This is a genomic window from Streptomyces sp. PsTaAH-124, assembly GCF_000373685.1.
Classification (GTDB): domain Bacteria; phylum Actinomycetota; class Actinomycetes; order Streptomycetales; family Streptomycetaceae; genus Streptomyces; species Streptomyces andamanensis.
The window spans coordinates 317,812-330,008 of record NZ_KB892207.1; the positions used below are offsets into that span (position 1 = coordinate 317,812).

General features: G+C 75.7%; 7 protein-coding genes and 1 pseudogene. 6 read left to right on the forward strand and 2 right to left on the reverse strand.

Translation table 11 applies throughout. The annotated features are described in order from the left end of the window. Positions 1-82 precede the first annotated feature (82 nt). A pseudogene (locus B086_RS43430) lies at positions 83-928 on the reverse strand (EamA family transporter); the annotation flags it as partial. Between B086_RS43430 and B086_RS0135145 the strand changes: the two are divergent. The 5 genes from B086_RS0135145 to B086_RS41555 all read left to right on the forward strand — a co-directional run bounded on the left by B086_RS0135145 (position 919) and on the right by B086_RS41555 (position 10,149). Beyond that, positions 919-2,526: a PLP-dependent aminotransferase family protein gene (locus B086_RS0135145; protein WP_018571130.1), complete on the forward strand. Its 1,608-nt coding sequence runs from the start codon at positions 919-921 to the stop codon at positions 2,524-2,526. The pseudogene B086_RS43430 and the gene B086_RS0135145 sit on opposite strands and share 10 nt — an antisense overlap. Positions 2,527-2,687: 161 nt before the next feature. After that, positions 2,688-4,271, forward strand: coding sequence for an alkaline phosphatase D family protein (locus tag B086_RS0135150; protein ID WP_026253099.1), 1,584 nt, complete (start codon positions 2,688-2,690; stop codon positions 4,269-4,271). Positions 4,272-4,440: 169 nt separating this feature from the next. After that, positions 4,441-5,850, forward strand: coding sequence for an SWIM zinc finger family protein (locus tag B086_RS0135155; RefSeq protein WP_026253100.1), 1,410 nt, complete (start codon positions 4,441-4,443; stop codon positions 5,848-5,850). Then, entirely contained in the window at positions 5,847-8,510 is a 2,664-nt protein-coding gene (locus tag B086_RS0135160) for a DUF6493 family protein (RefSeq protein WP_026253101.1), read from the forward strand. Before B086_RS0135155 ends, B086_RS0135160 begins: the two co-directional genes overlap by 4 nt. A gap of 184 nt (positions 8,511-8,694) precedes the next feature. Further along, positions 8,695-10,149, forward strand: coding sequence for a GNAT family N-acetyltransferase (locus B086_RS41555; protein WP_234029427.1), 1,455 nt, complete (start codon positions 8,695-8,697; stop codon positions 10,147-10,149). Positions 10,150-10,358: 209 nt separating this feature from the next. Here B086_RS41555 and B086_RS0135170 read toward each other — a convergent pair whose 3' ends face one another. Further along, the gene (locus B086_RS0135170) at positions 10,359-11,582 is read right to left on the reverse strand and encodes a trans-sulfuration enzyme family protein (RefSeq protein ID WP_018571135.1); all 1,224 of its coding nucleotides are present in this window, start codon (positions 11,580-11,582) and stop codon (positions 10,359-10,361) included. 71 nt (positions 11,583-11,653) lie between these two features. On the opposite strand from B086_RS0135170, the gene B086_RS0135175 reads away from it, so the two are divergent. Then, a complete protein-coding gene (locus B086_RS0135175; protein WP_018571136.1) occupies positions 11,654-12,145 on the forward strand; it encodes an Lrp/AsnC family transcriptional regulator in 492 nt (163 codons plus the stop codon). Positions 12,146-12,197 lie beyond the last annotated feature (52 nt).

Genomic DNA, 12,197 nt, shown 5'->3' on the forward strand with positions numbered 1-12,197 from the left:
CCCGTCGCAGCGCCCCGGACCCCATGGCGACCCCCGCGCCCACCAGGGCGCTGCCCGCCGCCTGGGCCGCCCCGTAGGAACCGGTGCCGACGAGGGGCGCGGAGCAGGCGGCAGCGACCGGGATGAGCCCGGAGAAGAGGGTGGCGCGCTCGGCGCCGAGCCGCTGCATGCCCATGTACCAGCACACGAAGCCGACGACCGTCACGACCGCCGCCTGCCACAGCAGCGCGGCGGTCTCGCCCGCGTCCGGGCGCCGCAGCCACGCCGTGCCGTCGAGCACCACCCCCACAGCGGCCGCCTCCACGGCGGCGACGCCGCACACCACGGCCGACAGCAGCCGCGGCCCGAGCGGAGCCAGCACCGGCACGGCGAGGACCGCGAAGCCCACCTCCCCGGCCAGTGCCCCGGCGGAGAAGGCGATCCCGGCGCCGTCGGTCCGCCCCCAGCCCTGCACCGTCAGGGCCCCGGCGGCCACCAGCGACGCCCCGTACAGCACGGCCCGCTGCGGACGGCGGCCCTCCAGGAGCGGGACGAGGACGGCGACGACCACCGGGGCGCAGCCCACGAGGACACCGGGCACCGCCGGTTCAGCGGTGCGCTCGGCGGCGATGACGGCCAGGTTGAAGCCGACCATGCCCACCGCGGCGAGCAGCGCCAGCCGGGCCCACTGCCGCGGCGCGAGCGCCCGCAGCCGCGCCCGCGCGCCGCGTCCGGCGAGCGGCAGGAGCAGCAGGCAGGCCAGGCCGTAACGCAGGAACTGGCCGCCCGCGTAGGGGTAGTGGCCGAGGACGCTGTTGGCGGTGAAGGATCCTCCGACGAGGACGCAGGCGAGCGCGGCGAGCAGGGCACCGCGCGAGGTGGTGGCGTTCATGACGGCGACGCTAGGCAGCGCGGCGGTCCGGTTTAAGGTCCACTTCCATGACGTCATCGGGGACCAATCCGGCTACGGCGGCCGGTACCGCCGCCTGGGAACTGCTGCTGCCCGCCGCGTCGGCGCCGGCCCGCGCGCGCGGCCGCACGCTCCAGGCCGCGCTGCGCGAGGCCGTCCGTTCCGGCCGGCTCTCCCCGGGTACGCGGCTGCCCTCCAGCCGCGACCTCGCGGCGGACCTCGGCGTGTCCCGCGGGCTGGTGACCGAGGCGTACGAGCAGTTGACGGCGGAGGGGTACCTGCGCAGCGGGCGCGGCGCGGGTACCTGGGTGGGCGGCTCGGTCCGGGCGGCCCGCACGCGCGCCCGTGACCTCGCTCCGGGTACGCCCGGGACCCGCGCCGACTTCGTGGCGGGCACCCCCGACCTGTCGCTGTTCCCGCGTGCCGCGTGGGCGGCCGCGCACCGCGCGGTGCTGGCGGACCTCCCCCACCAGGCCCTCGGCTATCCCGATCCGCGCGGCCTGCCCCACCTGCGCGCGGCCCTGGCCGAACTCCTCGCCCGCCGCCGCGGCGTCGTCGCCGACCCCGAGCGCCTCGTGGTCGTCTCGGGCGTGGCGCAGGCCACCTGTCTGCTCGGATCCGTGCTGCACGCGCGCGGGACGCGGGCGGTCGGCGTCGAGGACCCGGGCAGCCCGCAGCACACCTCCCTGTACGCCTCTGTCGGTGTCGGCACCGTCCCGCTGCCCCTGGACGGGGAGGGTCCGGCCCTCGGCCCGCTGCACGAGTCGGGGGTGCGGGCCGTGGTGACGACTCCGTCCCACCAGTTCCCCACCGGGATCGCGTGCTCCGCCCGGCGCCGCGCCGGACTGCTGGACTGGGCGCGGTCGGTGGACGGCATCGTCTTCGAGGACGACTACGACGGCGACTTCCGCTACGACCGTGCCCCGGTGGGTGCCCTCCAGGGCCTGGACCCCGAACGCGTCGTCTACGCGGGCTCGGTCAGCAAGTCCCTGGCACCGGGGCTGCGGCTGGGCTGGCTGCTGGTGCCCGACTCGCTCGCCGACGAGGTCGTCGAGCGCAAGCGGACCATGGACCTCGGGCACCCGACCGTCGACCAGGCACTGTTCGCCCGCTTCGTCGAGCGGGGCGACTACGACCGCCAGCTGCGCCGCTGCCAGCGCGCCTACCGGGAGCGCCGGGACACGCTCGTCGCCGCCCTGGAGGAGTGCTTCCCCGGCGTACGGCTGTCGGGGATCGCGGCCGGGCTGCACCTGATCGCCGCCCTGCCGCGGCGGTACGGGCCCGAGGAGCGGTTCCTCGCGCGCGTGGGCGGCGCCGGTGTCGCGGTCCGCTCCCTGGCGTCGTACGCGCACGCGCGTGCCGGTGCGGTGCCGGGCACCGGGGAGCTTCCCGCGCTCGGGGGCGGGCCGGACGAAGGCGGTGGCGGTGGCGGCGCGGACGGCGGGAGTACGGACGACGGCGCACGGGCCTCGCGGGCATCGGGGGCCGAGGGTGACGCGGGTGTGCGTCTCGTCCTCGGGTACGCGCATCTGCCGCCCGCGCGAATCCGAGCCGGGGTGCGGCTGATGGCGGAGGCGGCCGGCGTACAGACCGGTCGGCGCGTAGGCCCGCGAGCCCGTAGGTCCGTAGGTCCGTAGGTCCGTAGGTGGCAACCGTCACACCGGTGCGGCGCGCGGGGGGCGCCACCCGGGCGGCCCGCACGCGGGTGGCTGTTCACCCGCGGTTTCCGTCTTCGCCTCACTGCACCAGTAGGTGTGGCTGCGAACACTGGCCGGATCTCGTCCCTGGAGGCGTCCGCATGTCCCCTCGTCCGCTCCCCGGCCGTCGCAGCGTGCTGCGCGGCTCACTGGCCGCGTCGGCGGCCCTGACCCTGCCCGGCGCGCTCGGCGCGGCACCGGCGCTCGCCCTGTCCGGCCGCCCCCGGGCGGGCTGGGGCGTGCAGGCGGGCGACGTGACCGCCGACTCGGGCCTGGTCTGGGTGCGCTCCGACCGCCCGGCCCGGATGATCGTCGAGACATCCGCCACCGAGTCCTTCCGCAACCCCCGCAGATGGCACGGCCCGCTGCTCGGCCCCGGCTCCGACTTCACCGGAACGGCCCGGCTGCACGGGCTGCCGTCCGGCGAGCAGATCCACTACCGCGTACTGCTCGCCGACCCGCACGACCCGCGCCGCACCGGCGAGCCGGTCCACGGCACCTTCCGCACCGCTCCCGCGCGGCGCCGCCAGGGTGTGCGGTTCGTGTGGTCGGGCGACATCGCCGGGCAGGGCTGGGGCATCAACGAGTCGATCGGCGGCTACCGCATCTTCGACGCCATGGCCGAGCTGGACCCGGACTTCTTCCTGTGCAGCGGCGACAACATCTACGCCGACGGCCCGATCGAGGCCACCGCCGCGCTTCCGGACGGCAGCGTCTACCGGAACGTCACCACCGAGGAGAAGTCGCACGTCGCCGTCTCCCTGGCCGACTACCGGGGCAACTTCCGCTACAACCTGCTGGACGGGGCGCTGCGCCGGTTCAACGCCCAGGTGCCCGGCATCATCCAGTGGGACGACCACGAGGTGCGCAACAACTGGTACCCGGGCGAGGTCATCGGCGGCGGCACGCCCTACCCGGCCGGCACCCGGCTGGACGACCTGGCGGTACGGGCGCGGCGGGCCTTCTCCGAGTACTTCCCGATCTCCACGGTCAGCGGCCGTCCGGACGGCCGGATCTACCGCGTCCACCACCACGGCCCGCTGCTCGACGTGTTCGTGCTGGACATGCGGACCTACCGCAACGCCAACTCGCCCGACGACCAGAGGCACGACCCGCAGGGCATCCTCGGCGAGGAGCAGCTGCGGTGGCTCAAGCGGGAGCTGTCCCGGTCCCGGGCGGTGTGGAAGGTGATCGCCGCGGACATGCCGCTGGGTCTCGTCGTGCCGGACGGGGTCGAGGGCAAGCCGAACTTCGAGGCGGTCGCGCAGGGCGACCCGGGCGCGCCGCTCGGCCGCGAACTACAGATCGCCGAGCTGCTGCGGTTCGTCAAGCACCGGCGGATCACCGGCACGGTGTGGCTGACCGCCGACGTCCACCACACCTCGGCGCAGCACTACGACCCGTCGCGGGCGGCGTTCAAGGACTTCGCGCCGTTCTGGGAGTTCGTCTCCGGTCCGCTCAACGCGGGCGCCTTCCCGGCCAATGAGCTGGACGGCACGTTCGGCCCCGACCGGGTGTTCGTCAAGGCGCCCGCCGTCGCCAACGTCTCGCCCGCCGAGGGCTACCAGTTCTTCGGCGAGGTCGACATCGACGGCGGCAGCGGGGAGCTGACGGTCCGGCTGCGGGAGCAGGACGGCAGTGTGCTGTTCACCAAGGTGCTCCAGCCGGGCCGGGTCGGGCAGTAACCGGCCCCGGACGTCCTCGGCCGGTTCACGGACGTCCTTCCCCACCGCCGCGCACCGGCCGGGATCCGCTGGGGCGCGGCGGTGTCCCCACCCGGCTCCAACTGGCCTTGCGAGTGGGCGTCTTCGCAGGTCAGGACCGATTGTCAGTGGTCGCCTCTACGGTTTTCCCATGACGCGATCTTTGCAGAACGTGACCTATCGGCGACCCTCGGTACTGGAGTCCGCCGAGGGCGGCCGGCGCCTGGGACTGGAGACCTCCCGGGGCGCCACCCCGGCGGGCGCCGAGGACCATCCGCGCTTCTTCGCGGGCTTCCTGACGCGGCCGCAGACGGCGGCGGCGGGGCTGCTGGCGGTGGCGGACGTGGCCGCCGCGCGCTACTACCAGCCGCAGTTGCGTGCCTCCCTCGATCCGGTGGTGACGGGCAACGGCGACCGGCTGCGCTTCGAGTCCTTCTCCGGCTGCTGCGGGGTGTACGCGCGTCTGGACGTCCTGCGCTCCGGTCTCGACGGCGGCGACGTCGGGCACGGCACGACCAATGTCGACGTCAACAACCCGCTGCGCGAGGCGCTGTCCCGGATCGGCGCTGACGATCCGCTGCATCTGCGGGTCGGCCCGGAGGAGCTGGCGGTGACCACGCTGGACGGGCCGGTGGTGGAGAAGAAGGTCCCGCTGCCCGACCGGTGGCTGCGCGGCTTCGCCGAGGCCCAGGTCATAGCGTCCGCCTTCGATCTGCGGGCCGAGCTGACCGCGGCCGAGGCGGTGCGCTTCCTGCGGTCGCTGCCGCGCGGCAGCCGCGGCGGCGGCCCGCGCTGGGTGGTGCCCGCGGGGCGCTCGCTGCGGCCCACGACGCGGCCGGTGCCCGGCGCGGTGTGCCTGCCGGGACCGGAGCGGCTGGCCTCGCTCCAGCGGGTGCTGCGCCATGCGACGGCCCTGCGGATCTACGGCCCGGCGGTGGGCGGCGACGCCGCGGCGGCCGGCGCCTGGGAGGCCGTCCTGCCCGGTATGCGGCTGACGCTGACCCTGTCCCCGAACGCCTCGCGCGGCTTCTCCGGCGAGGGCGGTGTCCTGGAGGCGCTGGCCGGTGAGGAGGCCGCCGAGGACGCCGAGCTGATCTCGGTGCTGCTGGCCTGGGAGCCCCGCGTCGACATCGCCGACCTGGCCGCCTCCTCCGGGCTGACCCCGGAGCGCGTGCGCGCCGCGCTGGTGCGGCTCGGCACCTCGGGCCGCGTCGGCTACGACACGGCCGAGGCCGCGTACTTCCACCGGGAGCTGCCCTACGACGCCGGGCGCGCCGAGCGGCACAACCCGCGGCTGCGGGCCGCGCGGGCACTGGTCGACGCGGGCGCGGTGGCGCTGGACGGCGCCCTGGCGACGGTCACGGCCGAGGACGGGCACAGCCACCGGGTGCGTGGCGAGAGCGGGGCGCTCAGTTGCAGTTGCCTGTGGTGGGCGAAGTACCGGGGCGGACGCGGACCGTGCAAGCACGCGCTCGCGGTGAGCATGGTGCGGCGCGGCCGTACCGGTGGGACACAGGACGGGACGCGCGGTGGCGCGGCGGTCGACGGGGGTGCGCGATGAGCGGGCTGATGGACGCGGTACGGGCCGGACGGACGGCCGAGACGGTCGCCCTGCTCGACGGGATGACCGACGCGGAGCGGCGGGCGGAGTTCCCCGCGCTGAAGGAGCTGCGCAAGGAGCTGCGGGCCGCGCGGTGGGGTGCGGAGTCCCGCCGCGCCTACCCGGCGCTGCACGCGGCGGGCGCGGCCTGCCAGACCGGCGCGGCGGGCGTGGCGACCTGGATCGCGGCCGCCGACATGCGCTGGCCGGGGGCCGCCCCCGCGGTCTTCCTCCATCTGCTGGGCGACCGGGATCCGGCCTGGCTGGCCGATGTGGTGCACCGGCTCGCGCAGCGGCCCGCCTCCTCGGGGGTGCGGTTCGAGCTGATGGCCGGACTGGTGCGGCTGGCCGGCTGCCCGGTGCCGACGAGCGACGCCTATGTGCGGGGCTGGGCGCAGCACATGGCCGGGCTGTGGCAGCGCGGTGGCCATCTGACGGACCGGCTGCGCGGCGAGCCGCAGCTGAGGGAGCTGGTGCGGGCGCTCTTCACGACGGACGACATCGGCGGAGTGCTCGGCTGGGGCTCGGAGGAGGGCCCGCACAGCTGGCACGGCGCGCTGGCCCTGCTCACCGCGGACGGCAGGCTCGACCGCGCGGAGACGGTCGACGCCTGCGTGGCCCGGCTGCTGCGCGGCGGCTCCACCGGCGACCACCGGGCGTTCCTGCGGGTGCTGAAGGCACTGGAGTTGACCCGTGAGGAGGAGCGGGCGCGGGTGGCCGACTGGGTGGCGATGGCCTCCGACGCGGCGTCCCCGGTGGCCGCCCACGCGCAGGCGCTGCTCGGCGCCCTGGCCCTGGACGGCGCACTGCCCCACCGTTCGCTGGCGCAGCTGTCCGCCGCGGTCCTGTTCCGTCCGGAACGCAAGCTGGTGCGGACGCAGCTGGTGCTGCTGGGCAAGGTGCTCGGCCGGGACGCCGGTGCCGCCGACGCGCTGCTGCCCGCTGTCGCCGAGGCCTTCGGGCACGAGGACGCGGATGTGCAGGAGCGGGCGCTCAAGCTCGTGGAGCGGCATCTGAAGAAGCTGCGGTCCGCCGGGGCGCGGGCGTCCGTCGTCGCGGCGGCCGAGCAGCTCGGACCCGCGCTGCGCGCCCGCGCGACCGGTTCCCTGGGCGCTGCGCCGCAGGACGCGTCCGCGCTGGTGCACGAGGAGGTCCTGCCGCCGGTGCCGCGCCCGGCGCGGCTGGCCCCGGCCCCGTCCTCGGCCTCCGAGCTGGCCGAGGAGGTGGGGGCCGCCCTGGCGGCGGAGAGCGACTGCGCCACCTTCGAGCGGACCCTGGACGGGCTGGTGCGCCACGCGTTCCGCGACGCGGCGGCGCTGCGGGAGGCGCTGGAGCCGGTGGTCGCCCGTCGCTGGTGGGCGGAGACCGAGGAGCACACCGCCGTGCGCGTCGAGAGCCGCTTCCACCGGCACTACCGGGGCCTGGTGGGCACCTCGGACGCCCTCGAACTGCTGCTGGTCGCGCTGCACGAGAAGCTGAGCGTCACCAGGCTCCACTCCGGCACGCAGGCCAAGGTGTCCAGGAACCTCTGCGGGCACGGCGCGCTGTCGCACGCCTTCGACAGCCGCATGTGGGAAGCGGCGTACCGGATACGGACTCAGCCGCTGCCCTTCCTGCTCGCGACGCCCACCTGGAGCACGGGCCTGCTGGAGCCCGATGAGCTGGTGACGCGCCTGGAGGAGTACGGGCGGCTGGGGGCGCGGGTGGCGGAGGCCGACTTCGCGCAGGCCCTCCTGCGAGTGCGGCGCGAGGACCGCGCGGCGGCCGGGGCGGCGGCCCGGCGGGCGGCGGCCCTCGGCACGGCGGAGGGGGCCAGGCTCGCCCGCTGGCTGACCGAGGAGCGGCCCGAGCTGCCGGTGGTCCGGCGGATTACGTCGGGTCCGGCGGTCCTGACCGAGTTCGGCGAACTGCTCGAACTCCAGCAGGACTTCCCGCCCGCCTTCCGGGCGCTGGGCAGGCCGGTGAGCGCGGCGCAGGAGGGGCGCGACTGCTACCACTGGTACGACTCGCTGAAGGCGCAGTGGCCGGCCGTGCTGCCCGAGCGGCGTGAGCTGGTGGCGGTGCGGATGCTGCGCGACCTGTCCCACCTCGCCCTGCACGACGTACGGGGCATGTCCCATGTGCTGCCGCTGCTGGCCGAGTCCGGCGGGGAGGCGGGCGAGACGACGCATCTGGCCGTGGCGTACGGGCTGGGGGCGCGGCATCCGGAGGACCGGCTCGCCGCCGTCGACGCGCTGCTGGTGCTGGCGGCGCGCGGGCAACTGGACGCGCCCCGGCTCGGCGCGGACCTGGGGCAGCTGATACGGCGCGGCGCCGTGAAGCCGCTCCGCCTCGTGGACTCGCTGCGGACGGCCGCCGCCACCGGGGCGCACACCACGGTGTGGAACCTGCTGGGGCACACCCTGCCCGTGCTGCTCGCCGATCTGGCCACCGACGGTCCGGCCGCGCCGGTGCGCGGGCTCGGGGAGCTGCTGGCGGTCGCCGCCGAGTGCGCCGAACGGTCGGGGGCACGGGGCGAGCTGCCCCATCTGGCCGGGGCTGCGGAGCGGCGCGGCTCGTCCCGGGTGGTCACGGAGGCCCGTCGGCTGCGCGGCACGCTGACGGCGGGGCTGGCCGCCTGACGCGGCACGGCGCCCGCCCGGGGCGGCGGACCGGCCGGCGGACAGCGGCCGAAGGGAGCCCACCGAAGAGCACCGGCCGACACGAAAGGCGGTAAAACACGCAGAACCGCGCTTTACCAGTACGTCACAGAGCGTTCGTGATCAGGCAACACGGTTCCTCCACAGTGACGGCATGAGAAGAGAAATGTCTGATGTGACACGGATCACGCGGCACGGGCGTCCGGTGCACCACTGGCGCCGGGACATGGTCGAGCTGGCCGCGCTGTTCACGGCCGTCGCGGTGGCCGACGCGGTGGCGAACCTGATCGGGCACGGTCCGGACGGGCCCGCCCTGCTGGTCGCCTCGGCGCTGGTGCTGCTCGCGACGGCGGGCTTCCACACCTGGTGGGCACGGCGCCACGGTCACGCACCTCCCCCGGCGGAGGATACCGGCGCCCGGCCGCTCGCCGCCGGGGGACGGCAGGCCGGGACCGCGCCCGAGTCCGCACCGGCGGCCGGGGACCGCGCCACGGCGGCGAGCACGCTGTGGCGGATGCGGACGACGGTGCGGGACGAACCGGGGTCGCTGGCCGTGCTCTGCGCGGCCCTGGCCGAACGGGGTGTCGACATCCTCAGCCTCCAGACGCATCCGCTGGCGGAGGGCACGGTGGACGAGTTCCTGCTGCGCGCCCCGGGCGGCATCGAGGCGTCGGAGCTGACCCGGTCGGCGCGGTCGGCCGGTGGCACGGACACCTGGATCGAGCGGGCCGACGCCCACGACCTGGTGGACGCGCCGACGCGGGTCCTCGGCCTGGCGGCCCGCACCGCGCTGGACACCGCGGAACTCCCGCTGGCGCTGCGCCAGTTGCTGGGCAGGTGCACCATCCGTTCGCTGCCGGGGCGCCCGGCGGGCGGCGCCGGTGCCGACGCGGAGGTGCCGGCCGAGGGCGTACTGGAGGACACGGTGCTGAGGCTGCGGGCGCCCGAGGGCGGGGTCATCACCGTGGAGCGGCCGTATCTGCCGTTCACGCCCACGGAGTTCGCGCGGGCCCGCGCGCTGGTGGAACTGGACACGCGGCTCGGTCCGCGGGTGCCGCGCGGCCAGGACGTGCTGACGCTGCCCGAGGGCGAGGCGATCACCGTGCGCCGCGCCGACACCGGCGACCTCGCGGCGGCCCGGCGGATGCACGAGCGCTGCTCGGCGCGCACCCTCGGCCTGCGGTACCACGGGCCGGTGAAGGACGCCGACCGTTATCTGAACCACCTCCTCAGTCCGCGCTTCGGCCGGACCCTCGCCGCGCAGACCGCGTCCGGCCGGATCATCGGCCTCGGCCATCTGCTCTGGGACGGCGACGAGACGGAGGTGGCCCTGCTCGTCGAGGACGCCTGGCAGCGGCGCGGTGTCGGCGCCGAACTGCTGGGCCGGCTCGTGGCCCTGGCCGTCGAGGCGGGCTGCGGGAGCGTGTACGCCGTCACCCAGGCCGCGAACACCGGCATGGTCAGCGCCATGCGGGGCCTCGGCCTGCCGCTGGACTACCAGATCGAGGAGGGCACCTTGGTGATCACGGCCCGGCTGGACGCGGGGCCGGTCTCCGGCCGCCCGGCGGCGTACGACGGCCGCCGCGAGGAGTACGACGGGCCGGGCCGCCTGCGCGGCTGACCGCGGACGGCCTGCGCGGACGGCCACGGACGAGCAGCACCGGTCCGCGGCCCGCCGCGCGCACGCCCCCGCGCCCCCTCCGCCGCGTCCCGCTGCCTGCCGCCGTGCCCAGGGCCGCGCCACACATCACCGGCCCGCTCACCGACAGCCGCCCTCCCCGGATCCCCCGACGGGACTTCCGGAGAGGGCGGCCTGCCCGGCGGCGGCGCTCAGCCCACCGCCGGATGCAGTCCCCGCGCCCCCGGGCGCTCCCGGTCCTGCGGCTGCCGGTCCCCCAGGGCGGCGTCCAGGTCGGCCCACAGGTCGTCGACGTCCTCCAGGCCCACCGACATCCGCAGCAAGCGGTCGCTGACCCCGGCGCCACGCCGGTCCTCGGCGTCCACGATGCGATGGCTGATGGAGGCGGGGTGCTGGATCAGCGTGTCCACGCTGCCCAGACTCACGGCGGGCGTGATCAGCCGCACCCGGCCGATGACCTCGTGCGGGTCGCCGTGCACCTCGAAGGCGACCATCGCGCCGCCGATGCGCGGGTAGTGCACGCGGGCGATCCGGGGGTCGGCCGCCAGCCGCGCGGCCAGTTCGGCGGCGGTGGCCGAGGCGGCGCGTACCCGCACCGGCAGCGTGGACAGACCGCGCAGCAGCAGGTATCCGGCGAGCGGGTGCAGGACACCGCCGGTGGCGAAGCGCACCTGGCGCAGGCGCCCGGCGAGTTCCTCGTCGCAGGCGACGACACCGGCCATCACATCGCCGTGCCCGCCCAGGTACTTGGTGGCGCTGTGCAGCACCAGCCGGGCGCCCTGCCCGGCCGGGCGTTGCAGCGCGGGGGTGGCGAAGGTGTTGTCGGCCAGCAGCGGTACGGAGCCGCAGGCGTGGGCGACGGCCCGCAGGTCCACCTCGGCCAGCGTCGGGTTGGCCGGGGACTCCACCATCACCAGGCCGGTGTCCGGGCGCAGCGCGTCGGCGATGCCCGCCGGGTCGGTCCAGGTCACCTCGGAGCCGAGGAGTCCGGCGGTCAGCAGATGGTCGCTGCATCCGTACAGCGGGCGTACCGCCACCACGTGCCGCAGGCCCAGCGCAGACCGGGTGAGCAGGACCGCGCTGAGCGCGGCCATCCCGCTGGCGAAGGCGACCGCGGCCTCGGTTCCCTCCAGCCGGGCGAGGGCGGTCTCGAAGCGGGACACCGTCGGGTTGCCGAGGCGCCCGTAGACGGGCGGCCCCTCGAACTCGGCGCCGTCGGCGGCGAAGGCGTCGATGCGGGCGGCCTCGGCCCGGCTGTCGTAGGACGGGTAGGTGGTGGACAGGTCGATCGGCGGGGCGTGCAGTCCCTGCCGGGCGAGATCCTCGCGCCCGGCGTGCACGGCCTCGGTGGCCAGGGCGCGGGGTGCGGGTGCGGGACGCGGGTCGTCGTACGCGGGCGTGCGCGCGGAGTCCATGGGCGTGTCCATGACGGAAGGGTGAACACCGGCCGGGGTCACCGGGCAAGTGGCCGTGCTACGTTCGGCACATGGCCGCCTCAGTCGTACTGGATCCGGTGGATCTCCATCTGCTGCGACTGCTACAGAACGACGCCCGGACCACCTACCGGGATCTCGCCGCGCGGATCGGGGTCGCTCCCTCGACCTGTCTCGACCGCGTGACCCGGCTGCGCCGCTCGGGCGTGATCCTCGGCCACCAGCTGCGGCTGGACCCCGCCAAGCTGGGCCGTGGTCTCCAGGCGCTGCTGTCGGTGCAGGTCAGGCCGCATCGCCGGGAGCTGGTGGGGCCGTTCGTCGACCGGATCAGAGCGCTGCCGGAGTCGCTGACGGTGTTCCATCTGACCGGGCCCGACGACTACCTGGTGCATGTGGCGGTGGCGGACATGGCGGATCTTCAGCGTCTGGTGCTGGACGAGTTCACGGCACGGCGCGAGGTGGCCCGGGTGGAGACCCGGTTGATCTTCCAGCAGTGGGACTGCGGGCCGCTGCTGCCGCCGGGCGAGCGGCCGGCGACGCTCTGAGCGAAATCGGACCGGTAACCGGCGGTTCCGGGCCGCTCGCGCGGACAACCGG